The following is a 25,622-nucleotide window of genomic DNA, read 5'->3' as shown; positions in this document are numbered from 1 at the left end:
TCTTATTTTTTACAATGTGCCATTTGAAATGGATTCTCATGATTTAATAAAATATATTAAGGCGGCTTCTTTTACTGGATGCATAGTTGCAGTCGGTAACTGGTGGATTTACTTTAAACACTACAGGAAATACGGATGATCCGTCTGTAAAAGCCAGAATAATCAGGATTGTTAACTACAATCCTGCGTTAAATAAAACCCCGATTTAGTCTGAGTCGGGGTTTCTCTTTTATTATCGTAACCATCCGGTAAATTCATATTTTCTTAATTATTTCATCAGGTAATATCATCTTCCAACGAACGTCCTCCATAATCCTGGCGATCTGTCAATTATCGGTGTCGGCTCCGGAGGCTGGGGTATCCACATCTCCGCCGGGGTCAACGCGGGCAAAGGCAGTGAGCGCGGCAATGGCACCACCCATGATGAGACTATTATCGGTGCCGGTCATCAGCTCAGCCTGCACAGCGGCAACGACACCACCCTGCAGGGGGCGCAGCTCAGCGGTGACCGCCTGCTGGCGGATATCGGCCATAACCTGACCATCTCCAGCGAGCAGGACAGCGACCACTATCACAGTCAGCAGCAGAACATCAGCGCCAGCGGCTCCTTCACCTGGGGCTCAATGTCCGGCTCCGGCAGCATCAGTGCCAGCAGGGACAAGATGAACAGTGATTTTCTGTCGGTGAATGAACAGAGTGGCCTGTTTGCCGGTAATGGTGGTTATGACATCACTGTCGGCAGCCACAGCCAGCTTAATGGTGCGGTGGTAGCCTCCACCGCCCCTGCCGACAAAAACCGTCTTGACACCGGCACCCTTGGCTGGGGCAGCCTGCACAACAGCGCAGAGTATGATGTCGAGCACAGCAGTGCCGGAATGAGCTCCGGCGGCAGCATTGGCAGTCAGTTTACTGGCAACATGGCCAGCAGCCTGCTGAACGGCCTCAGTGACCACGGCAAGGCGGACGGCACCACCCAGTCGGCGGTCAGTAACGGCAGTATTATCATCCGCGACAAAGAGAACCAGCGGCAGGACATTGCCACTATCTCCCGCGACACGGAGAAAGCCAACGGCAGTATTCGTCCTATCTTTGATAAAGAGAAAGAACAGGATAAAATCGAACAGGCGCAGGTTATTGGTGATATCGGGAATCAGCTGGCGGATATTGGTCGCGTGGAAGGTAATATCCGCGCCACTCAGGCCGGTAAGCTGGAGCTGGAGGGAAAAGGCATTCATGAGCCGGGGCCGGGGGCCAGTGCTGAAGACCGGGAGAAGTACAACACCCTGCTTGCGAACACAGAAGGCTATAAAACCGAACAGCAGAAATGGGGCACCGGCGGCAGTTATCAGCAGGCCATCCAGGCCACTACCGCAGCCCTGCAGGGGCTGAATGGCGGTAGCGTGACCGCAGCCATTGCCGGAGCGGCCGCGCCTTACATTGCTGAAATCATCGGCCACCATGCCGGAATTGATAACAACGATGAGGCAAAAGTCGCTGCTCATGCGGTAGCCAATGCAGTGCTCGCCTCGCTTCAGGGACAGAGTGCATTAGCGGGGGCTGCAGGTGCCGCGACGGGCGAACTCACCGGTATACTGGCGATGCAGATGTACGGCAAACCAGTCAGTGAACTGAGCGAAACTGATAAGCAGACCATCAGCGCAATGGCAACCCTGGCGGCAGGAATTGCGGGCGGGATAGCCGGGGACAGCACCGCTGCCGCAGTAGTCGGTGCGCAGGCCGGGAAGACGACGGTTGAGAATAACTTCCTGAACAGCACAGAAGCCAGAGCGCTTGATAAAGAGCTATCTGACTGTAAAGCCTCGGGCGGTGATTGTCAGAAGGTTGTTGAGAAATACCTTGAAATCAGTAACAAGAAAAGTAAAGAGCTGACTGAGGCCTGTACTGGTGGTGGTGTTACCTGTGTGAGCTGGGAGGAGTTAATCCAGGGGGCAACGAATGTTGCAAATGATGCAAATCCATTACAAATAAGGCTGGATGAAAAACTGAAAGATCCTGATGCAGCCGCATTGGTAAACTATCTCAATAGCACTGATCTGAAATTTCTGAATGATAATATAACACAAGGAGATCGTGTATTATCTGTTGTTAGCGATCCGACATCATGGCCGGTGCTGGTCATGGGTGGAAAAGCGATCCTTACTAATGCGGTCAATAATACCAAAGAGCAGCTTATTGCGGTTGGTGTAGGTGCCGGATTAAGTGCAGGTATACAGTATGGTACAACCGGAGAAGTAAAACTTTCAGACCTAATCGGGTCTGTAGTTGTCGGAGGAATAACAGCAGGTAAAGGTTATAATCCAACGGTGACATGGAATGCCGCAGGTGGTTATTACCAGGCAGAAATCAGCGGTAATGATCCATTTATGGCGGCATTAGTGGGCAAGGCTGGTGCTTCTGCTGGTTATGCAGTAGGTAACGTTATCAAAGTACCAATGGATAAGGTTCTTAATCCAGTATCAAAGCAATATGAATGGGTTCCTACTGGCGTATGGACAATAACCAAACCAGCCCCCCAAAGCTCTGTACCATCAATCATGGGGAATTTAGGAGATACTTTTGTTTCAGGGTTAACCGGTGATGTTTTACAGAAACCTAAATCTGGGGATAAAAATGAAACTAAATAGTCCCCAAAAACCGATATGGACATTGTTTTTTATATGTTTCCTAATGTGTATGGCATTAATTTTTTTAGGTTTTTTTTCATATCTCCTAAAGGGATGGTTTATTTGGGATTTTAATAAACCGTTTCCTTTTGGAAAAACAGAGATCGTTACGATCCTAAAAATCAGTCTGCTGGGTATTCCCACCGGTTTGGTCTTTTGGATATTCGATATTCGTTAATCTGTACCACTACTGAAATATCCCGGTCACCGAATCGGGATATTTTTACCTGACGGTTGCCAGTACGGCCTGACAGTGGTAGTCAGGGGTAACCATCCGGTAAACTCATATTTTCTTAATTATTTCATCAGGTAATATCATCCCCAATACTTCATCTCCTGACGAAGGTTTTCCATAATCCTGGCGATCTGTTAATGTGAGTTTACCGGATGGTTACGATAATTTCACGATCTCCTCTGTTTTTGCGTACCCGCTCGTAAATCTGTAATTATTTTCCCCTGCCACATCAGTTCTGGCCTAATATTCATTCTGAAACATGTTTCATATCTGTGTCAGCTATTTATGTATCCATTCACTATCTAAAGGAAAAAATCTATTTATATGAAAGTTAACCCTTCATTGAATATCATATTCACTGAAAAAAAACGTGACATAAATACGCCAGCAATGAAACTTAACATAACCATCGACATCAACAAACCGGTTTGCATCCTGATCGCTTTAATAAGCAGCTTAGCTGGTTATGTGCTCATAACAATTTGAATAAATTGATGAATATACACTTTTCCCGGAAAGTTCACTTTCCGGGAGTTTCCGCTTCTGACAGATGATTTTCAGTAATATCAGTAGCCACGCTTTATTTTCGGAATATCTCCGGTATCATTCAGCGCGCCGGGAAAATTTTTCAGCCACTGCTTCACTTTTTCCTGATTAATACTGACCACACTCAGCCCTTCTGCGCAGCCCCATAATTCCCGGCTGTTCTGCGTGGTGATAACAATACAGTCCGGCATCACCCTGATTTTTACCGGCATATTGGGAATAAATCCCGCCCGTGAAAACCACTCACCCGACAGTGGTAAATAATTGACCCGCATCCGGTCATAAAACTCCATCCGTGCCAGCGGGGAGGATAATTCTGATTCAGGACAGTTTTGCAATGTTTCTGTTTCAATTTTGCGTGCCTGCCCGCGCTTTTGCGGTTTACTGCTTTCTGTCGCAAATTTCGTTTTGGCAACAGCGGATTCTGGCTTAACATCTCTCTTAGCCATATTCAACTCCTGGTTAGTTGTTTGTGGTCAGCGGTGTGAAGGTGGTGGTACACCTTCACACCGCGCTAATTTAACAGAACAGTTTTCTTTATAACTCATGCTCCGGTTAACGGGTTACTCTGTGCGCTATTATACCGTACTGAATAAAAACACAGGGCTGTTTTTATCGTGGAAGTTTATTAATGCGATACAGCTCCGGAAATTAATACAACACCATGTAACGTTATCGTGTTAATTCTCATGTTGAATACTTTATCAATACAGCGGAAGTTTATAACAACGGACAGCTACGATAACCACGATGGCACCATCAGCGCCGGGCATGACCTGACGCTGACCACGACTGCGGAGCACGGCAGTGAATTTCACCAGACCGAAGAGAAACACTCCGGCCTCTCCGGCAGTGGCGGCATCGGCCTGACCTACGGCAGCCAGAGCCAGAAAGTCACCGACAGCGCCCAGACCCTCACTCAGCACGGCAGCACCGCCGGAGCCACTCAGGGCGATGTTATTCTCCATGCCGGGGATGTGCTGACGGTGAACGGCTCAGAGCTGATTGCCGGTCACGATATGGTGCTCAGCGGGCAGAGTGTCGCCCTCACTGCGGCCACCGAACACAGCCAGCAGACCCACACCGTTGAACAGCGCACCTCCGGCCTGACCCTCGCCCTCTCCGGCAGCGCGGGCACTGCCCTCAGTAACACTGTGCAGTCGGTCAATCAGGCAAAGGGGCGGGATAATGACCGTCTCCAGGCGCTGTATGCCGTCAAAGGCGGGCTCTCTGCCATTCAGGCCAGTCAGGCGGTGCGCCTTGATGAAGCTCAGGGGGCGGCAGCCGAAAACGACAACACTATCGGCATCAGCCTCTCTTATGGCAGCCAGTCATCCAAATCAACCCAGCAGCAGACGCAGTATTCCGCTGCCACCAGCAGCCTCACGGCCGGGCATGACCTGACAGTGATTGCCAGCGGAAAGGACGGAAAAGGCAATATTCTGGCTGAAGGCAGCCAGCTGCAGGCTGCTCATGACATCACCCTCGACGCACAGCACGACATCACCCTGCTGTCGGCACAGAACGCCTCCTCGCTCACCGGCAGTAACCACAGCAGCGGCGGCAACCTCGGGATTGGTATCGGTGTCGGCTCCGGCGGCTGGGGTATCCACATCTCCGCCGGGGTCAACGCGGGCAAAGGCAGTGAGCACGGCAACGGCACCACCCATGATGAGACCATTATCGGTGCCGGTCATCAGCTCTCGCTGCACAGTGGTAACGACACCACCCTGCAGGGGGCGCAGCTCAGCGGTGACCGCCTGCTGGCGGATATCGGCCATAACCTGACCATCAGCAGTGAGCAGGACAGCGACCACTATCACAGCCAGCAGCAGAACATCAGCGCCAGCGGCTCCTTTACCTGGGGCTCGATGTCCGGCTCCGGCAGCATCAGTGCCAGCAGGGATAAGATGAACAGTGATTTTCTGTCGGTGAATGAGCAGAGTGGCCTGTTTGCCGGTAACGGTGGTTATGACATCACTGTCGGCAGCCACACCCAGCTCAATGGTGCGGTGATTGCTTCCACCACAGACAAAAACCGTCTTGACACCGGCACCCTTGGCTGGGGCAGCCTGCACAACAGCGCAGAGTATGATGTCGAGCACAGCAGTGCCGGAATGAGCTCCGGCGGCAGCATTGGCAGTCAGTTTACTGGCAACATGGCCAGCAGCCTGCTGAACGGCCTCAGTGACCACGGCAAGGCGGACGGCACCACCCAGTCGGCGGTCAGTAACGGCAGTATTATCATCCGCGACAAAGAGAACCAGCGGCAGGACATTGCCGCTATCTCCCACGACACGGAGAAAGCCAACGGCAGTATTCGTCCCATCTTTGATAAAGAGAAAGAACAGGATAAAATCGAACAGGCGCAGGTTATCGGTGATATCGGGAATCAGCTGGCGGATATTGGTCGCGTGGAAGGTAATATCCGCGCCACTCAGGCCGGTAAGCTGGAGCTGGCGGGGAAAGGCATTTATGAGCCGGAACCGGGAGCCAGTGCTGAAGACCGGGAGAGGTACAACACCCTGCTTGCGAACACAGAAGGCTATAAAGCCGAACAGCAGAAATGGGGCACCGGCGGCAGTTATCAGCGGGCCATCCAGGCCACCACAGCAGCCCTGCAGGGGCTGAATGGCGGTAGCGTGACCGCAGCGATTGCCGGGGCGGCCGCGCCCTACATTGCTGAAATCATCGGCCACCATGCCGGAATTGATAACAACGATGAGGCAAAAGTCGCTGCTCATGCGGTAGCCAATGCAGTGCTCGCCTCGCTTCAGGGACAGAGTGCATTAGCGGGGGCTGCAGGTGCCGCGACGGGCGAACTCACCGGTATACTGGCGATGCAGATGTACGGCAAACCAGTCAGTGAACTGAGCGAAACCGACAAACAGACCATCAGCGCGATGGCAACCCTGGCGGCAGGTATTGCTGGCGGGATTGCTGGTGACAGCACCGCTGCCGCGGTAGTCGGGGCGCAGGCCGGGAAGACGACGGTTGAGAATAATAATCTGGGTCTGATTGCCAGAGGGTGTGCCATAGCAGCCCCCTGCCGGACAAAAGTTGCAGAGCAACTTTTAGAGATCGGTGCTAAAGCCGGAATAGCAGGACTTGCTGGTGTTGCGGTTAAAGACATTGCTGACAAAATGACCTCAGAGGAACTGGATCATCTGATTACTCTGGAAATGGTAGGTAATGATGAGATTACCCGGAACTACCTGAATTCACTACAGGATAAGTATGCACCTTCGCATACAGGAAACAATGATATTCAGATTAATACCGGGCCTAATCATACGGGAGGCAACCAGACTGCAACGGGCAATGCGCCTAATCATACGGGAAATGATCAAGCTCCTGTTCCAGGAGTGACAAACACCGGAAATACAGATAGTGTACCCGTTAGCGGTGGTACTACCACTGTAACTCCAGCTCCTGATGGACATAATAAAGATGATTTTATTTATTTATCAGAAGGTGATAGACCAGCAAATATGGCTCCTGAGGGTTCTGCCAGAGCTGGTGCTTTTAAAGAAGCCAAGCGAAAATCAGGCATCCCTGCAAGCCAAAGCCCGAGTAAAGTTTATCCGAATGTAGATAAACGTGGCAACCCGCAACCAGGTTATATTTATGAATTTGATATTCCCAAATCTGGTGGAGGAACTCAAAAAGTCTATATTCGTGACGATGCTAGCGGTCATTTTTTTGGAGAGGGAAATTCCCAAAATCGTGGGCCACACTTCAATGATGCTAAAGGGAATCATTATGATTACTAACATTGTTAAAAGATATGCAGAAGACATTTCATATAATAATGAAATTGCAAATTTCAGTTCCAGATATTTTATATCTGGAACAGGAATCTCTGCTTTAAGCTGGGAGTTACCAGGATGCTCAAGAAATCTATATGGAGAAAAACTTTTAAAAGAAATGATATTAAATGTATCATCGCTTAATAAGATTACCTATATAGGCGTAATGGTTGAATTATCATCCGAGCAACCAGATTCAGCAATTGTCAATTATAAAAAAACATGGGGATTACTTAAAGAGCGCGGAGTAAATAGTGAAAAGATTGTTGATAAGATAAACTTTATAGAGAAAAGACAAAATGGACTTAAACTTTCTGGCATTGGATTTATACACATAAATCAAGATAATATATTTCAGGAGTTAATCAATTCAGGGGAAAATATATATTTCTTCTTACTTGATTCCATGCATAATGATTTGAGTTCAATTAATCCACCTCGAAATGTAAATGATGTTATAGATCGCGAAGGAATAATATTTATGTTGCTTGGCTATATTGATGAACCATCATGTGAAGTTGTTGCCTTGGGTCTTAACAAGATTTTGCGTGAAAAAAATTATAGCTAGGCTGTGTCCCTTAACCTAACAACCGCCTTAAAAACAACCTGATTGCCCCCAGTTTTAGCATGCTCAGATAGTTTCTGGCTGTTTTTTCTGAGCGCGTGGCTATTCGACGGTTTTCTTTCAGTATTGCAAAGCAGCGTTCCACCACATTGCGCTTTTTATATAACTGACGATCCAGTGTTCGACGACCATCACGGCTTGCTTTTTCGTTTGATTTGAAAGGAATAACTGCCTTTATTCCCTTCGTTTTTAAATAAATACGAAGATTACCGCCTGAGTATCCTTTATCCGCCAGCACAGCTTTGGGGCGCGACTTCAGACAACCACTTTTTCGAATAACACCGATTTGTCTGAGTAAGGGTTTTGCGTACTGACTTTCGTGAGCCTGCCCACCGCTCAGGCAGAAACTTAAGGGTAATCCTGTACCATCTGTTGCCAGATGGATTTTGGTGCCAAAGCCGCCGCGTGAGCGACCCAGCCCATGGTCATCTGAGTCATCGGGATATTTTTTTTTGCACCCGCAGCCGCTTTCAGGGCCCTGATGTTACTTCCGTCAAGTGCGATGACATCCCAGTCAATTAACGATTTTTCATCAAGTATCTGAAGTAATTTATTGAAAATACTGTTCATTACGCCACTTTTTGACCACCGGTTAAAACGGTTATATATCGTTTTCCAGCAGCCGTAACGTTCAGGTAAATCCCGCCATGGGGCACCGGAACAAAGGATCCAGAATATGCCATTCATGACGTGTCTGTGAGAAAAATAAGGGCGTCCCCCTCTGGAAGAGGCTTTTTCAGGTGGTAGCATGGGAGAAATCAGTGCCCACGCCTCATCCGGGAAATCGTAGCGAGCCATATCTAAAGGACTTTCTATAGTGAGACAGATACCAGATTGTACAAAAAATAGTTACGGGACACACCCTAATATTAGCGACTCAATAAATCCTGGTCACGCAACTCAGGGACAGAGTGCGCTGGCCGGGAAGACGACGGTTGAGAATAATAATCTGGGTCTGATTGCCAGAGGGTGTGCCATAGCAGCCCCCTGCCGGACAAAAGTTGCAGAGCAACTTTTAGAGATCGGTGCTAAAGCCGGAATAGCAGGACTTGCTGGTGTTGCGGTTAAAGACATTGCTGACAAAATGACCTCAGAGGAACTGGATCATCTGATTACTCTGGAAATGGTAGGTAATGATGAGATTACCCGGAACTACCTGAATTCACTGCAGGATAAGTATGCACCTTTGCATACAGGAAACAATGATATTCAGATTAATACCGGGCCTAATCATACGGGAGGCAACCAGACTGCAACGGGCAATGCGCCTAATCATACGGGAAATGATCAAGCTCCTGTTCCAGGAGTGACAAACACCGGAAATACAGATAGTGTACCCGTTAGCGGTGGTACTACCACTGTAACTCCAGCTCCTGATGGACATAATAAAGATAATTTTATCTATATGTCCGATGGACATATGTTAGGCGCAAATGGAGTTAAAGTCCCAAGTCAAACTATTTGGAAAGGCGAAGGAAAAGAGCGAATCGATGTAGAAAACCCAAACCCAGGACAAAGACCGGGACAAATACATTATCAAGACAATAAAAATAATAAATATTATTATGACCCAAATAATAATAATTTTTATAGCTTTGACTCATCAAAAAATAAGATTCCAGCGCCAGCATCAATAAACAACATGCTTGACAATCCAAAATTTAAGCAAGCCATAGATAAAGGTATGAAACAGTACCTCGGAGAAAAATGATTATTTTTAATAAATATTTTGAAACGAACATATTAAACAAGGTATCTCCTTCATGTTCTATACCTATCAATCTTTTAACATTGATTAATCATGGGTTTGTTCTTCACTCTAATGGTTGTGTATTTTTTAAGCTTAAACAGCCTGTTGATATGGGGATTGATAAAGGCGATTTTTTTGATAAAACCGATCAAGAGTGTTTATATAATGAATTAAGAATTAGTGATTACACCAAAGATAACATTATATCTGTTGCTGTTAATGCATCAGAAATGATTGCCAATAAGTTGCATGAGGCAATGCCATCAGAACACTTTGAAGTGATTACTTCTTTTGATGATTTTAATAACGAAATTGATGCGGTAATTAAATTTCATACACTAAGAAAAGAAGAAGTACCATATATTGATCTGGAGTCTATAGAAGAATACCAACAACCTATTTTTATATGTCGAACAGATAAATAAGAGTATTGATTTATCATCGGTGGCCGTTACCAGCTGGCCACCATAATAGAGGATCTTTGTGACGATGTTAAATAACTTCGCAAAATAATAGATCACTTTGAGGGAACTCAGCCCGGATTTTGCGATCTGATCAATCGCCAGACATCACAAATCACAAACCGGACTGAGCGATGCCGATCATAGCAGCTATTTCTCCTGAAGAACGACGTTTTATGCGTAAAGAAGCACAGCAGACTCGCGATAAAAACGATGCACGGCGGCTAATCGCTATGCTTATGTTGCATCAGGGAATGACTGTTACCGATGTCGCCCGGCTGCTCTGTGCCGCCCGTTCATCTGTGGGCCGCTGGATAAACGGGTTCACGTTATAGGGTACTGAAGGCCTCAGAAGCCTCAGACCCGGACGAGAGCAGCACTGGCCTGTTACCGATATCTTACGGGTTCTGCCATTGCTGATTCAGCGTACCCCGAAAGATTATGGCTGGTTACGTTCACGGTGGAGTACAGAATTGCTGGCCCGTATCGTCAACCAGGTTTTTAATATAACGCTTCATCGTTCAACGCTGCACCGCTACCTGAAACAGGCGGGAATAGTCTGGAGAAGAGCAGCACCCACGCTGAAAATCAGAGACCCGCATTATGATGAAAAACAGTCCGCTATAGAGCAGGCTCTGGCTCAGGATCAGGCAGAAAATCCGGTGTTTTATCAGGATGAAGTTGATATTGACCTGAACCCAAAAATCGGCGCTGACTGGATGCTCAGAGGACAACAGAAACGAGTTGCCACGCCGGGACAGAATCAGAAGCATTACCTGGCCGGGGCGCTGCATGCAGATACAGGAAAAGTTCATTACGTCAGTGGCAGCAATAAGAACTCTGATTTATTTATCCGTTTGCTGGAAACACTCCGCCGCACATACCGTCGGGCAAAGACCATCACGGTGATAGCAGATAACTACGTTATTCATAAAAGCCGGAAAGTGGAGCACTGGCTGGACGGGAATAAAAAATTCAGGGTGTTGTTCCTGCCGGTATATTCACCATGGCTGAATCCAGTAGAACGGTTGTGGCTGTCCTTACATGAAACGGTCACACGGAATCATTCGTGCCGGTACATGTGGCAGCTACTGAAACAGGTAAAGCAGTTTATGAAAGTTGCCTCCCCATTTCCCGGTAGCTGCCCGGGGCTGGCGAAAGTGGAGCGTTAATATGAGAAGTTATTTATAACCATCGACATCAAAAAACCGGTTTACATCCTGATCGCTTTAATAAGCAGCCTGGCTGGTCATATGATCATAACGATTTGAATCAATTGATGAATAAATACTTTTCCCGGAAAGATTACTTTCCGGGAGTTTCCGCTTCTGACAGATGATTTTCAGTAATATCAGTAGCCACGCTTTATTTTCGGAATATCTCCGGTATCATTCAGCGCGCCGGGAAAATTTTTCAGCCACTGCTTCACTTTTTCCTGATTAATACTGACCACACTCAGCCCTTCTGCGCAGCCCCATAATTCCCGGCTGTTCTGGGTGGTGATAACAATACAGTCCGGCATCACCCTGATTTTTACCGGCATATTGGGAATAAATCCCGCCCGTGAAAACCACTCACCCGACAGTGGTAAATAATTGACCCGCATCCGGTCATAAAACTCCATCCGTGCCAGCGGGGAGGATAATTCTGATTCAGGACAGTTTTGCAATGTTTCTGTTTCAATTTTGCGTGCCTGCCCGCGCTTTTGTGGTTTACTGCTTTCTGTCGCAAATTTCGTTTTGGCAACAGCAGATTCTGGCTTAACATCTCTCTTAGCCATATTCAACTCCTCGGTAGTTGTTTGTGGTCAGCGACATGACGGTGGTGGTACACCTTCATGTCGCGCTAATTTAACAGAACACTTTTATTTATAACTCATGCTCCGGTTAACAGGTTGCTCTGTGCGCTATTATACCGTACTGAATAAAAACACAGGGCTGTTTTTATCGTGGAAGTTTATTAATGCGATGCAGCTCCGGAAATTAATACAACACCATGTAACGTTATCGCGTTAATTCTCATGTTGAATACTTTATCAATTCAGCGGAAGTTTATGACAACAGGCAGCTTCAATCCCCACGGTCAGGCCAGCGTACTGAATAACCACAGCGCCACCATTGAGTCTGCCGGAGAGATGGCGCTCGCCGTCGATACCCTTAACAACATCAACGACCATTTCAGCACCGAAATCGTCACCGTCTCTCAGGAGACGCACCACGAATACCGCCACCGCGGCTCCTCCATCCGCTGGGATGCCGACACGGACGGCGTGTATGTTGACCATAACTCCTCTGACGGGCTGCTCAACCTCAATACCCCGGATAAACATGGCTCCGGCCATGATAACTTCTACGAATATCAGTACACCCGCACCATCGAAGAGGAGCAGATTAAAGAGAGCGATCCCGGCAAAATCCTCGCCGGTGGCCGTCTCGCCATTCAGGCCGGACAGGTGCTGAATGACAAGAGCCAGATTGTCGCCGGCAGTGCGCTCGATATCGTGGCCACCACCATCGACAATATCATGCCCGAAGGCCAGCGCCGGATCACCGACAGCGGCACCGTCACCCACTTCTGGCGTCAGCAGCAAAAAGGCCATGATCAGCAGAAGCGCGATCGCGAGCGTTACCAGCCACCGGTGGTCATCGACAGCATCACCCTCCACCCCGGACGGCTGGAGGGCAACAGCACCGCCACTGGCAGCGGCCTGCAGCTCACGGCATTAACCCAGACTGACGCGCCTTCGGTCAGTGCCGGGCTGACGGTCACTGACCCGGCCACCCTCGCCCGCCCGATAGCGGATATCCCGCGGCCTGAGCTCAGCACGGCCACCACTGCCACTGAGACACCGCCAGAGCAGCCGGTGGTGCTGCTCCCCGGCCAGACCTTCGAGGTGGCGCTCAGCAGTGGCGGCGTCAGCAGTGACACGGTGACGGTGATTAAGGTCAGCGGTGCCAGCACGCAGCTGCCGGACAACAGCCTGTTTGTCACGCATCCGGATGTTCAGGCGCCGTACCTGGTGGAGACCGACCCGCGCTTTACCGACCGTAAAAAATGGCTCGGCACCGATTATATGCAGAACGCCTTTGCCCAGGACCCGGCAAACATCCATAAACGCCTCGGCGACGGCTTTTATGAACAGCGGCTGGTGCGCGAGCAGGTTATCGCCCTTACCGGCGGGCGCTATCTCGGCGACTACCGCAGTGATGAGGCCCAGTTTAAGGGGCTGATGGATGCCGGGATCGCCTTTGGCCAGCAGTATGACCTGATACCTGGCGTGGCGCTCAGCCCCGCCCAGATGCGGCTGCTGACCCACGATATCCTCTGGCTGGTCGACACCCCGGTGCAGCTCCCCGACGGCAGCTGGCAGACCGTTCAGGTGCCCCAGGTCTATGCCCGGGTGAACCCCGATGCCCCTGACGGTGCCGGAGCACTGCTGGCAGGCCGCGAGGTGACCCTCAATCTCTCCGGCGACCTGCTTAACCACGGCACGATTTCCGGCCAGCAGGTGCGCCTGACCGCCGATAACCTGATAAATCAGGCCGGTACGGTGCACGGCGCGGATGTCAGCCTGCAGGCGCGCACCGATATCATCAGCACCGGTGGCCTGCTCAGCGCCACCCACAGCCTGCTGGCGGCGGCCGGACGTGACATCACCCTCACCTCGCCCACCGTCAGCGCCTCGCGCCAGGACGGCAGCAACAGTTACGACCGCACCACCATTCAGCGCACCAGTGGCATCCAGGTTACCGGTGATGGCGGATGGCTGCAGCTCGCCGCCGGGCGCGATATCACCCTGACCGCCGCTGAGGTGAACAACCAGGCCAGCAACAGCCAGAGCTGGCTGACTGCCGGTCATGACCTTATCCTCAACACCGTCACCACCTCTGCCCGTGACCATCTGGTATGGGACAAGGACAACTGGCTGACCAGTGCCGACACGCAGCAGAACGGCAGTACCGTCAGCGGCGGCGGACGCCTCACCCTGCAGGCCGGTCATGACCTCAGTGCCACGGCGGCCACGGTCAGTGCCGGACAAAACCTCGGTATCGCGGCGGGCAATGATATTCGCCTCGACGCCGGTATTAATACCACCGACTATGAAGAGCATCAGCGCCACAGCGGCGGCAACGGCGCTTTCTCGTCCACCACCACCGTCGACCTTCTGCATCAGCAGCAGGCTCAGGGCACCCTGCTCTCCGGCGACACCGTCACGGTTCAGGCCGGACACGACCTGACCTTTACCGGCAGTGACGCGGTCGCTGAACATCAGCTGTACCTCAGCGCCGGGCATGACCTGACGCTGACCACGACTGCGGAGCACGGCAGTGAATTTCACCAGACCGAAGAGAAGCACTCCGGCCTCTCCGGCAGTGGCGGCATCGGCCTGACCTACGGCAGCCAGAGCCAGAAAGTCACCGACAGCGCCCAGACCCTTACCCAGCACGGCAGCACCGCCGGAGCCACTCAGGGCGATGTTATTCTCCATGCCGGGGATGTGCTGACGGTGAACGGCTCAGAGCTGATTGCCGGTCACGATATGGTGCTCAGCGGGCAGAGTGTCGCCCTCACTGCGGCCACCGAACACAGCCAGCAGACCCACAGCGTTGAACAGCGCACCTCCGGCCTGACCCTCGCCCTCTCCGGCAGCGCGGGCACTGCCCTCAGTAACACTGTGCAGTCGGTCAATCAGGCAAAGGGGCGGGATAATGACCGTCTCCAGGCGCTGTATGCCGTCAAAGGCGGGCTCTCTGCCATTCAGGCCAGTCAGGCGGTGCGCCTTGATGAAGCTCAGGGGGCGGCAGCCGAAAACGACAACACTATCGGCATCAGCCTCTCTTATGGCAGCCAGTCATCCAAATCAACCCAGCAGCAGACGCAGTATTCGGCGGCCACCAGCAGCCTCACGGCCGGAAATAACCTGACGGTGGTGGCCAGTGGAAAGGACGGAAAAGGCAATATTCTGGCTGAAGGCAGCCAGCTGCAGGCCACCCACGATATCACCCTCGACGCACAGCACGACATCACCCTGCTGTCAGCACAGAACGCCTCCTCGCTCACCGGCAGTAACCACAGCAGCGGCGGCAACCTCGGGATTGGTATCGGTGTCGGCTCCGGCGGCTGGGGTATCCACATCTCCGCCGGGGTCAACGCGGGCAAAGGCAGTGAGCGCGGCAACGGCACCACCCATGATGAGACCATTATCGGTGCCGGTCATCAGCTCTCGCTGCACAGTGGTAACGACACCACCCTGCAGGGGGCGCAGCTCAGCGGTGACCGCCTGCTGGCGGATATCGGCCATAACCTGACCATCAGCAGTGAGCAGGACAGCGACCACTATCACAGCCAGCAGCAGAACATCAGCGCCAGCGGCTCCTTTACCTGGGGCTCGATGTCCGGCTCCGGCAGCATCAGTGCCAGCAGGGATAAGATGAACAGTGATTTTCTGTCGGTGAATGAGCAGAGTGGCCTGTTTGCCGGTAACGGTGGTTATGACATTACTGTCGGCAGCCACACCCAGCTCAATGGTGCGGTGATTGCTTCCACCACAGACAAAAACCGCCTCGACACCGGCACCCTCGGCTGGGGCAGCCTGCACAACAGTGCAGAGTATGATGTCGAGCACAGCAGTGCCGGAATGAGCTCCGGCGGCAGCATTGGCAGTCAGTTTACTGGCAACATGGCCAGCAGCCTGCTGAACGGTCTCAGTGACCACGGCAAGGCGGACGGCACCACCCAGTCTGCGGTCAGCAACGGAACACTGATTATCCGCGATAAAGACCACCAGCAGCAGGATATTGCCGGCCTCTCCCACGACACGGAGAAAGCCAACGGCAGTATTCGTCCCATCTTTGATAAAGAGAAAGAACAGGATAAAATCGAACAGGCGCAGGTTATCGGCGATATCGGTAATCAGCTGGCTGATATCGGCCGCACGGAAGGCAATATCCGCGCCACTCAGGCCGGTAAGCTGGAGCTGGCGGGAAAAGGCATTTATGAGCCGGAACCGGGAGCCAGTGCTGAAGACCGGGAGAGGTACAACACCCTGCTTGCGAACACAGAAGGCTATAAAGCCGAACAGCAGAAATGGGGCACCGGCGGCAGTTATCAGCAGGCCATCCAGGCCACTACCGCAGCCCTGCAGGGGCTGAATGGCGGTAGCGTGACCGCAGCGATTGCCGGAGCGGCCGAGCCCTACATTGCTGAAATCATCGGCCACCATGCCGGAATTGATAACAATGACGAGGCAAAAGTCGCCGCCCATGCGGTGGCCAATGCGGTACTGGCCTCGCTTCAGGGACAGAGTGCGCTGGCCGGGGCTGCGGGTGCCGCCACGGGAGAACTCACCGGTATACTGGCGATGCAGATATACGACAAACCAGTCAGTGAGCTGAGCGAAACCGACAAACAGAACATCAGCGCGATGGCAACCCTGGCAGCGGGTATTGCGGGCGGGATAGCCGGAGACAGCACCGCTGCCGCGGTAGTCGGGGCGCAGGCCGGGAAGACGACGGTTGAGAATAACTTCCTGAACAGCACAGAAACCAGAGCGCTTGATAAAGAGCTATCTGACTGTAAAGCCTCGGGCGGTGATTGTCAGAAGGTTGTTGAGAAATACCTTGAAATCAGTAACAAGAAAAGTAAAGAGCTGACTGAGGCCTGTACTGGTGGTGGTGTTACCTGTGTGAGCTGGGAGGAGTTAATCCAGGGGGCAACGAATGTTGCAAATGATGCAAATCCATTACAAATAAGACTGGATGAAAAACTGAAAGATCCTGATGCAGCCGCATTGGTAAACTATCTCAATGGCACTGATCTGAAATTTCTGAATGATAATATAACACAAGGAGATCGTGTATTATCTGTTGTTAGCGATCCGACATCATGGCCAGTGCTGGTCATGGGTGGAAAAGCGATCCTTACTAATGCGGTCAATAATACCAAAGAGCAGCTTATTGCGGTTGGTGTAGGTGCCGGATTAAGTGCAGGTATACAGTATGGTACAACCGGAGAAGTAAAACTTTCAGACCTAATCGGGTCTGTAGTTGTCGGAGGAATAACAGCAGGTAAAGGTTATAATCCAACGGTGACATGGAATGCCGCAGGTGGTTATTACCAGGCAGAAATCAGCGGTAATGATCCATTTATGGCAGCATTATTGAGTAAGGCCGGTGCTTCGGCTGGTTATGCTGCGGGTAATGTTATAAAAGTCCCATTTGATAAAAAATTAAACCCAATATCAAAACAGTATGAATGGGTTCCTACTGGTATTTGGACAATAACAAAACCTGCTCCACAGCATCCGTTGCCATCAATAATGGGTAATATTGGCGATTCTGCTGTATCAGGTATGATTCAGGATAAGCTGAAAGATAGCGGAGGTAAGTGATGAAGGATAGCACTAAGTCATTACTTAACCTTTTATTCTTATGTTGTTATATGAGCCTGGCATTGTTTGTACTGACTATGTTTGGTCGCTTATTAGGAGCATGGTTAGCCTGGGATGTAAATGGAAGTTTTCCATTTTCATTAAAAGATTTCATTGATTGTCTCAAACTAACCTGGATGGGCGTACCTGCTGGATTTGTTTTTTGGTATTTTTATTATCGATGAGTCGGGTACGTTTATATGATCGTAGCTCGGTAGGCCTGATGTCACCGTCGGGCGGTAGCGTGACCGCAGCGATTGCCGGAGCTGCCGCCCCCTGCATTGCTGAAATCATCGGCCACCATGCCGGGATTGATAACAACGATGAGGCAAAAGTCGCTGCCCATGCAGTAGCCAATGCGGTACTGGCCTCGCTTCAGGGACAAAGTGCGCTGGCCGGGGCTGCGGGTGCCGCGACGGGGGAACTCACGGGTATACTGGCGATGCAGATATACGGCAAACCAGCCAGTGAGCTGAGCGAAACCGACAAACAGACCATCAGCGCAATGGCAACCCTGGCGGCAGGTATTGCAGGCGGGATTGCTGGTGACAGCACCGCCGCTGCGGTAGTCGGGGCACAGGCCGGGAAGACCACGGTTGATAACAACAACCTGGGTAGTGCGGCTGGTTCAGGTCTGGGGTTCTGGTTAGGTAAGACGCCGGACTGTGATGCCGCCTGTAAGGCTGATATCGCTAAAGGCGTCGCTGAAGGAAATCTGGTGGTTTCAGCAGGCGTCGCCACCGTTGCCGGGGGCGCAGTTATAGTTGGCGCTACACCGGAAATCACGGCAGCAGCGAAAGCCGCCCGGCTTTGTTGAATAAATAGATATTATGCTGCGTGCCTACAAAAACATCGGTCTTCCTCAACGTAAAATCAGAAGGTTAAGGTCAGGGTCGGAAGCTTCTCGCAGTAGAGACCAGCATTTATGACCAAAACAGGTGTGATAAAACAGCATGGTTCACTATTATTCAACAAAGCTAAGCCGCCCTTGAAGGTTGTGCTGCTTCGCCGGTAATATGCCTCAACAACGCTGGCTTGCAGGTGGCAGAAGCGGTAACACCAGGTGGTATTGGTGCGACAGGTGCTATCGGGGTTGGTAAAACGGCTGCTGAAGCGGCAGCGGCTAAAGCGGAAGCGACAGCAGTCAGTGCAGCGAAGAATAGCCAAATAATTAATGGCTCCAAACCGCTAAATATTGCAGAACAAATAGGAATACTACGTGATGCAGCTAAAGGTAATAAAGGGTACTTTGGCTTAGGAAGTGCCACTGCTAATGAGGCTAATGTATTAGGAGAAGCATGGGTTGGTCCAGGTTATAGAATATCTAAAGATGGGACATCGTGGGTAAGCGCTGATGGGCTGAGAGTTTATCGGCCACCTTCAGCCAAGCCAAATAGTACGCATGCAACGACAGGTATTCAGGCTAACTTTGAGCAAAAATTAACGCCTGGGGGAAGACCAATTAGTAACGGACACTTGGATATAACTAAATGAAAGCTTTATTAAAAAAATTATGGTCGTTAGAAATAGAGGATGAACTAATCAATTATTGGCCTGAAGATCCTGAAATTTTCGGGAGTTGGATTAGGGCAATGATTGGGCCTGATGATGAAGAGGGGGCTGAATGTTTCGACATGCTAATTTGCACTCCCAAATGGTTACAGAATGAAGCTGTAAAAAATAATATCTTCTTGGGTACAGGGATGATCATTATTAATGAGTATGATTACGATAAGATCATCGCCTTTGTAAAAAAGCAGATTGCTGATTGTCACGCTGATACCTGGCCAAAAATAGCCCAAAAGTTAAGTCGTTTTAGTTTTTGGGAATATGAGGATTATCAGCCTCGCTAGAATGAATTCCAGCCCTCAGCGGCTGGGATTTTCACTTTAACGTGAAGGTTGCGCAGCTTCACCGGTAATATGCCTCAACAATGCTGGCTTGCAGGTGGTAGAAGCTGTGACATCGGGTGGTATTGGTGCGGCTATAGGTTCCCTGGCGGGTGGCGTTTTACCGAAGGTGTTAATGATTCCTTGAAGAATAAAAAGGAGCAGAAATAATGAAACGCAAATACAGGGGTGTTATTGTGTTAATTTATTTATGCACATGCCTTTTTCTTGCATTTTTTATTATGTCCATATCATTTAGTCTTCTTGGATATTGGGTGGGCGGTGGTAAAGACATAATTGACTTTTTTACTACAAAACTTATTACTTATTGCAAGGTGGCTTTAACTGGCCCACTTATAGGAGTAATTACATGGTTTTTTTATTATCGCTAACCCGACAGCATTGATAGTCAGTTTGCCAGGAAAAAAGCAAAACTCGCCACCCATGCGGTGGCGAATGCGGTACTGGCCTCGCTTCAGGGACAGAGTGCATTAGCGGGCGCGGCAGGTGCTGCAACCGGCGAACTCGCCGGTATACTGGCGATGCAGATGTACGACAAACCAGTCAGTGAACTGAGCGAAACCGACAAACAGACCATCAGCGCGATAGCAACCCTGGCGGCAGGAATTGCGGGCGGGATAGCCGGAGACAGCACCGCTGCCGCAGTAGTCGGGGCGCAGGCCGGGAAGACCACGGTGGAGAATAATAATCTGGGTCTGCCATCAGGGCTGACGAGTTATGGTCAGGCTGTCGCCTCCTGGAATCAGTATGCCCAGGATAACAACCTTTCACCAGAACAAACCCAGGAAGGCATAGATAAACTGGCAACAGGAGAGTTGCCGGAAGGAGCCAATATTGCTCAGACCATCGTCAATGGCTATAAAGATGGCGCATTGATAGCCGGAGCCTGGTATTTAGGGCCTGCGGCTTCGGTGGGGAAAGTGGTTAGTGGTGTAGGGTGTGTCCCGTAACTATTTTTTGTACAATCTGGTATCTGTCTCACTATAGAAAGTCCTTTAGATATGGCTCGCTACGATTTCCCGGATGAGGCGTGGGCACTGATTTCTCCCATGCTACCACCTGAAAAAGCCTCTTCCAGAGGGGGACGCCCTTATTTTTCTCACAGACACGTCATGAATGGCATATTCTGGATCCTTTGTTCCGGTGCCCCATGGCGGGATTTACCTGAACGTTACGGCTGCTGGAAAACGATATATAACCGTTTTAACCGGTGGTCAAAAAGTGGCGTAATGAACAGTATTTTCAATAAATTACTTCAGATACTTGATGAAAAATCGTTGATTGACTGGGATGTCATCGCACTTGACGGAAGTAACATCAGGGCCCTGAAAGCGGCTGCGGGTGCAAAAAAAAATATCCCGATGACTCAGATGACCATGGGCTGGGTCGCTCACGCGGCGGCTTTGGCACCAAAATCCATCTGGCAACAGATGGTACAGGATTACCCTTAAGTTTCTGCCTGAGCGGTGGGCAGGCTCACGAAAGTCAGTACGCAAAACCCTTACTCAGACAAATCGGTGTTATTCGAAAAAGTGGTTGTCTGAAGTCGCGCCCCAAAGCTGTGCTGGCGGATAAAGGATACTCAGGCGGTAATCTTCGTATTTATTTAAAAACGAAGGGAATAAAGGCAGTTATTCCTTTCAAATCAAACGAAAAAGCAAGTCGTGATGGTCGTCGAACACTGGATCGTCAGTTATATAAAAAGCGCAATGTGGTGGAACGCTGCTTTGCAATACTGAAAGAAAACCGTCGAATAGCCACGCGCTCAGAAAAAACAGCCAGAAACTATCTGAGCATGCTAAAACTGGGGGCAATCAGGTTGTTTTTAAGGCGGTTGTTAGGTTAAGGGACACAGCCTAGTTATTTCAGAAATCGCTAATGGTACATATCAGTGGTTCGATTTGAGTAGGCCCGGTAATGAAAATAAAACATGGGATTACTGGGGGAGTGTGTCAGCAGGTGTTACTGGTGGACTGGCACCGGGTCGTGATGTATGGCAGAACGCAGGCATTGCAGTAGGAGGGACACTGTTCACCGATGGCCCTGATAAAGGTGCCATGATTGGTACTGGTGCTAAATAGCTGCGCCAAATAGTAGATCACTTTGAGGGAACTCAGCCCGGATTTTGCGATCTGATCAATCGCCAAATATCTCACATCACCTACCGGACTGAGCGATGACAATCATAGCACCAATACCCCGTGACGAACGACGCCTGATGCAGAAAACTATCCATAAAACACGCGATAAAAACCATGCCCGCAGGCTGACCGCCATGCTGATGTTGAGCCGCGGGTTCAGTGTCAGCGATGTTGCCCGAACTCTCTGCTGTGCCCGTTCATCCGTCGGGCGCTGGATTAACTGGTTTACCCTGTATGGCGCGGAAGGCCTGATATCACTGAGTCCGGGCCGTGAACGCAAATGGCCATTTGAACAAATCTGCAAACTGCTGGTTCTGCTCGTCAGCCGCTCTCCCGGTGATTTCGGTTATCAGCGCTCCCGCTGGAGCACCGAACTGTTAGCAATAAAAATCAACGAGATAACCGGATGTAAACTTCATCCCGGTACAGTCCGCCGCTGGCTGCCTTCCGCGGGGCTGGTGTGGCGCAGAGCAGCACCCACTCTGCATATACGCGATCCGCATAAAGAAGAGAAAATGGCGGCAATCCATAACGCGCTGGAGCAATGCAGCGCAGAAAACCCGGTGTTTTACGAAGATGAGGTGGATATTCATCTCAACCCGAAAATCGGTGCTGACTGGCAGTTACGCGGGCAGCAAAAACGGGTGGTCACACCCGGTCAGAATGAAAAATATTATCTGGCAGGTGCATTGCATAGTGATACAGGAAAGGTCAGCTATGTAGGCGGCAGTAGCAAATCCTCATCTTTATTTATCAGTCTGTTAGAGCATCTGAAAGCGACGTATCGCCGTGCAAAAACGATAACGCTCATCGTGGATAACTACATTATTCACAAGAGTGAGAAAACACGAAACTGGCTGAAAGCGAACCCGAAGTTCAGAGTAATTTATCAACCTGTATACTCGCCATGGGTGAATCATGTTGAGCGGTTATGGCTGGCGCTTCACGATACGATAACCCGAAACCACCAGTGCCGTTCGATGTGGCAACTGTTGAAAAAGGTTCGCCATTTTATGGAAACCGTCAGCCCATTCCCCGGAGGTAAACATGGGCTGGCGAAAGTGTAGCGGTATTAGGCGCAGCTATTTAGTTGGGCATTTGGTACAGTAGTTGGAGTAGTCGCACCGTCTGCATTGAGTCCCGTTTTAGGCTCAAGCTCTGGTTTTGTTGGTGATGTCATTGGCTCTACTGGTGGTCAATTTATTGGTAATAAAGTTAAAGATAAAATAAACAAAAAGGGTTCTAATGATGCAGAAAAATAAGAATATAAAGCTGAGACTTTTATTTTTAAGTATTGCATATCTTGTTTTTTGCTGTTTCATTCTTTTCTTTATGGCCAGTATTGTTATTGACTTAATTTTTGATGGTAAGGTTAATTTAACGCGAGAAGTAATTATAGATATCATCGTTGTAAGCACTATCGCAGGTACTGCGGGAGGGCTGGGTTCATGGATTTTTGCCAAAATAGATGAACGTAAAGCTCGAAAATCGCCTCCATCAGATTCTGACTAATGATCAGTGATGGCGGTAGCGTGACCGCAGCGATTGCCGGAGCGGCCGCGCCCTACATTGCTGAAATCATCGGCCACCATGCCGGAATTGATAACAATGACGAGGCAAAAGTCGCTGCCCATGCAGTAGCCAATGCGGTACTGGCCTCGCTTCAGGGACAGAGTACGCTGGCCGGGGCTGCGGGTGCCGCAACCGGCGAACTCACGGGTATACTGGCGATGCAGATATACGGCAAACCAGTCAGTGAACTGAGCGAAACCGACAAACAGAACATCAGCGCGATGGCGACTCTGGCGGCAGGAATTGCGGGCGGGATAGCCGGAGACAGCACTGCTGCCGCGGTAGTCGGGGCACAGGCCGGAAAGACGACGGTTGAGAATAATGCGCTGGGTAATGTGCTGGCTGCGGCTAACAAGCAGAAACCCGGTACGATAGAGAATTATCAGACGGTGACACAGGAAGCAATCAGGGAAGCCTATAGTGGCGGAACACCGGTTTCCTGTGAAACTCTTGTTGCCGCAATGGGCAGTGTCATGGTCTGGCCTTTATTACCTGAAGCGGCGATGACGACCAGCCTGATCGGTGCCGGAGCTAATGCGGGCGTAGGTCTTCTGGTTAATGGTGAGGTCAACCCTAATGATGTTATTCTGGCTTACTGGACGGGTGCACTCACGGCCAATACCGGACTGATGGGTACTGTCGGCATTAATGCAGTGAATGGCGGCATATCCAGTGCGATTAAAGGGGATGATCCACTGAAAGGAGGCTTCCTTAGCGGGGCTGCGGCTGGTGTGGGTTATGGTGCAGGCAAACTTACTCAAAACCAACTCAATTATATTATTAATCCGAACTGGAAAAACTGGGAGTGGGTGGATATTGGAATGGGAATATCAAAACCAATGCCTTTAGATCCATTACCCGGTGTTATTGGAAATATGGGAGGATCAGCCTCTACCGAATATATAAACAATCACATAAGTAACTCCTTGAGCAGTAACCAAGGAGAGAAAAAATGAGATATTCTGAACATAGAAGGATATGGATACTCTTAATATATATGATAGGTGGTACAGCCATTAGTATTTTTATAACGATATTTTTCATGTCTTTATTAGTTGATCTATATCTTTATTTCACAGCGGGAATAAAAATAAGAATATTTTTTTGTGATCTTTATAAGATTCTAAAGATAAGTGTGTGCTGTGGAGTTATAGGTGGCGGAGGGTGCTGGTCACTTTATTATCGGAAATATAGAAAAATATACGGTAAGAAATAGTAATCTAAAATAGGGAGCCAGTGCTGAAGAGTGGGCACAGTACAACGCCCTGCTCATGGACATAGAAAAATATAAAGCCGGACAGCAGAAATGGGGCACCGGCGGCAGTTATCAGCAGGCCATCCAGGCCACCACAGCAGCCCTGCAGGGGCTGAATGGCGGTAGCGTGACCGCAGCGATTGCCGGGGCGGCCGCGCCCTACATTGCTGAAATCATCGGCCACCATGCCGGAATTGATAACAACGATGAGGCAAAAGTCGCTGCTCATGCGGTAGCCAATGCAGTGCTCGCCTCGCTTCAGGGACAGAGTGCGCTGGCCGGGGCTGCAGGTGCAGCAACGGGAGAACTCACCGGTATACTGGCGATGCAGATGTACGGCAAGCCGGTCAGTGAACTGAGCGAAACTGATAAGCAGACCATCAGCGCAATGGCAACCCTGGCGGCAGGGATTGCGGGCGGAATAGCCGGAGACAGCACCGCTGCCGCGGTAGTCGGGGCGCAGGCCGGGAAGACCACGGTTGATAACAACAACCTGGGTAGTGCGGCTGGTTCAGGTCTGGGGTTCTGGTTAGGTAAGACGCCGGACTGTGATGCCGCCTGTAAGGCTGATATCGCTAAAGGCGTCGCTGAAGGAAATCTGGTGGTTTCAGCGGGTGTTGCCACTGTTGCCGGGGGCGCAGTTATAGTCGGTGCCACACCGGAAATCACAGCAGCAGCGAAAGCCGCGCTTGAAGGTTGTGCTGCTTCACCGGTAATATGCCTCAACAACGCTGGCTTGCAGGTGGCAGAAGCGGTAACACCAGGTGGTATTGGTGCGGCAGGTGCTATCGGGGTTGGAAAGACAGCGGCAGAGGCTGCGGCGGCTAAAGCCGGGGCAGTTAACGTAACAAAGAGTGGCGGACTAAATGTAATTAAAAATACCGCCGAAACACAAGCAAGTATTGAAAATAAATTATCTAATTATTTATTAGCAAAAGAACATCCTGTTGGGGGGAGTAAGGCTGACTGGTTCGATAGCGCTCTTGGTTTTAATAAAGCAAATTCAAGCGATCTTGCAAAGCAAATTATTTTCGATCCCAATAAAGCTATCAAGACAACAGAAACACAGTTTGGCACTAAGTATGATCAAGTAATTCCAATAACTGGTGCTAATGGTCGTGTTATTAGTGTTAAATTTGGATGGATAAAAAATAATGATGGTGTTGTTAGACTTGTAACAGCCATTCCGGCCAAGAAATGAACTA

17 protein-coding genes and 3 pseudogenes are annotated in these 25,622 nt (G+C 50.1%); 17 read left to right on the top strand and 3 right to left on the bottom strand.

From position 1 onward, the window contains the following. Positions 1–311 precede the first annotated feature (311 nt). Positions 312–2,645, top strand: a pseudogene (locus PT300_08295) (hemagglutinin repeat-containing protein). Positions 2,646–3,485: 840 nt separating this feature from the next. Here PT300_08295 and PT300_08290 read toward each other — a convergent pair. Further along, positions 3,486–3,914 carry a SymE family type I addiction module toxin gene (locus PT300_08290; protein MDF7680590.1) on the bottom strand — a complete coding sequence of 143 codons (429 nt, stop codon included), beginning with the start codon at positions 3,912–3,914 and terminating at the stop codon, positions 3,486–3,488. A gap of 240 nt (positions 3,915–4,154) precedes the next feature. On the opposite strand from PT300_08290, the gene PT300_08285 reads away from it, so the two are divergent. Both PT300_08285 and PT300_08280 read left to right on the top strand, forming a co-directional pair. After that, positions 4,155–7,238 carry a hemagglutinin repeat-containing protein gene (locus PT300_08285; GenBank protein ID MDF7680589.1) on the top strand — a complete coding sequence of 1,028 codons (3,084 nt, stop codon included), beginning with the start codon at positions 4,155–4,157 and terminating at the stop codon, positions 7,236–7,238. Further along, positions 7,228–7,842, top strand: a complete 615-nt coding sequence (locus tag PT300_08280; protein MDF7680588.1) for a hypothetical protein — start codon at positions 7,228–7,230, stop codon at positions 7,840–7,842. The genes PT300_08285 and PT300_08280 overlap by 11 nt, the downstream gene beginning before the upstream one ends. A 10-nt stretch (positions 7,843–7,852) precedes the next feature. On the opposite strand, the gene PT300_08275 is transcribed toward PT300_08280, so the two are convergent. Further along, positions 7,853–8,697, bottom strand: a protein-coding gene (locus PT300_08275) for an IS5 family transposase (protein MDF7680587.1) whose coding sequence is annotated in 2 segments (ribosomal slippage) — positions 7,853–8,352 and positions 8,352–8,697 — 846 coding nt in all. Because the reading frame shifts where the segments join, the coding sequence is not laid out codon by codon here. 19 nt (positions 8,698–8,716) lie between these two features. Between PT300_08275 and PT300_08270 the strand changes: the two genes are divergently transcribed. The 3 genes and pseudogenes from PT300_08270 (at position 8,717) to PT300_08260 (ending at position 11,282) form a co-directional block, all read left to right on the top strand. Further along, on the top strand, positions 8,717–9,610 hold the full coding sequence (locus tag PT300_08270; GenBank protein MDF7680586.1) for a hypothetical protein: 894 nt from the start codon (positions 8,717–8,719) through the stop codon (positions 9,608–9,610). Further along, complete coding sequence (locus PT300_08265) at positions 9,607–10,074, top strand: hypothetical protein (GenBank protein ID MDF7680585.1); 468 nt, start codon at positions 9,607–9,609, stop codon at positions 10,072–10,074. The genes PT300_08270 and PT300_08265 overlap by 4 nt, the downstream gene beginning before the upstream one ends. Positions 10,075–10,244: 170 nt before the next feature. Beyond that, positions 10,245–11,282: pseudogene (locus PT300_08260) on the top strand (IS630 family transposase). A gap of 179 nt (positions 11,283–11,461) precedes the next feature. Here PT300_08260 and PT300_08255 read toward each other — a convergent pair. Further along, positions 11,462–11,890 (bottom strand): SymE family type I addiction module toxin, encoded by a 429-nt coding sequence (locus PT300_08255; protein MDF7680584.1) that lies wholly within the window; start codon positions 11,888–11,890, stop codon positions 11,462–11,464. 273 nt (positions 11,891–12,163) lie between these two features. Between PT300_08255 and PT300_08250 the strand changes: the two genes are divergently transcribed. The 11 genes and pseudogenes from PT300_08250 to PT300_08200 all read left to right on the top strand — a co-directional run bounded on the left by PT300_08250 (position 12,164) and on the right by PT300_08200 (position 25,618). After that, positions 12,164–17,500, top strand: coding sequence for a hemagglutinin repeat-containing protein (locus tag PT300_08250; GenBank protein MDF7680583.1), 5,337 nt, complete (start codon positions 12,164–12,166; stop codon positions 17,498–17,500). Between the two features lie 202 nt (positions 17,501–17,702). After that, positions 17,703–18,356: a VENN motif pre-toxin domain-containing protein gene (locus PT300_08245; protein ID MDF7680582.1), complete on the top strand. Its 654-nt coding sequence runs from the start codon at positions 17,703–17,705 to the stop codon at positions 18,354–18,356. Between the two features lie 224 nt (positions 18,357–18,580). Continuing rightward, positions 18,581–19,033, top strand: coding sequence for a hypothetical protein (locus PT300_08240; GenBank protein ID MDF7680581.1), 453 nt, complete (start codon positions 18,581–18,583; stop codon positions 19,031–19,033). Then, entirely contained in the window at positions 19,030–19,392 is a 363-nt protein-coding gene (locus PT300_08235; GenBank protein ID MDF7680580.1) for an immunity 8 family protein, read from the top strand. Before PT300_08240 ends, PT300_08235 begins: the two co-directional genes overlap by 4 nt. A 485-nt stretch (positions 19,393–19,877) precedes the next feature. Next, the gene (locus PT300_08230) at positions 19,878–20,399 is read left to right on the top strand and encodes a VENN motif pre-toxin domain-containing protein (protein MDF7680579.1); all 522 of its coding nucleotides are present in this window, start codon (positions 19,878–19,880) and stop codon (positions 20,397–20,399) included. Positions 20,400–20,450: 51 nt separating this feature from the next. Next, a protein-coding gene (locus tag PT300_08225; protein ID MDF7680578.1) for an IS5 family transposase occupies positions 20,451–21,295 on the top strand; the annotation gives its coding sequence in 2 pieces (ribosomal slippage) (positions 20,451–20,796 and positions 20,796–21,295; 846 coding nt in all). Between the two features lie 13 nt (positions 21,296–21,308). Then, positions 21,309–21,530, top strand: a pseudogene (locus tag PT300_08220) (adhesin). 95 nt (positions 21,531–21,625) lie between these two features. Continuing rightward, positions 21,626–22,657, top strand: coding sequence for an IS630 family transposase (locus PT300_08215; GenBank protein ID MDF7680577.1), 1,032 nt, complete (start codon positions 21,626–21,628; stop codon positions 22,655–22,657). Between the two features lie 178 nt (positions 22,658–22,835). Continuing rightward, positions 22,836–23,102: a hypothetical protein gene (locus PT300_08210; protein ID MDF7680576.1), complete on the top strand. Its 267-nt coding sequence runs from the start codon at positions 22,836–22,838 to the stop codon at positions 23,100–23,102. After that, positions 23,102–24,118 (top strand): VENN motif pre-toxin domain-containing protein, encoded by a 1,017-nt coding sequence (locus PT300_08205; GenBank protein ID MDF7680575.1) that lies wholly within the window; start codon positions 23,102–23,104, stop codon positions 24,116–24,118. Before PT300_08210 ends, PT300_08205 begins: the two co-directional genes overlap by 1 nt. Positions 24,119–24,433: 315 nt before the next feature. Continuing rightward, complete coding sequence (locus PT300_08200) at positions 24,434–25,618, top strand: VENN motif pre-toxin domain-containing protein (protein ID MDF7680574.1); 1,185 nt, start codon at positions 24,434–24,436, stop codon at positions 25,616–25,618. Positions 25,619–25,622: the final 4 nt, after the last annotated feature.

This window comes from Enterobacteriaceae bacterium ESL0689 (assembly GCA_029433525.1).
Lineage (GTDB): Bacteria > Pseudomonadota > Gammaproteobacteria > Enterobacterales > Enterobacteriaceae > JAQTIF01.
Note: the sequence above shows the minus strand (reverse complement) of the source record. Positions and strands in the feature narration are given on the sequence as shown.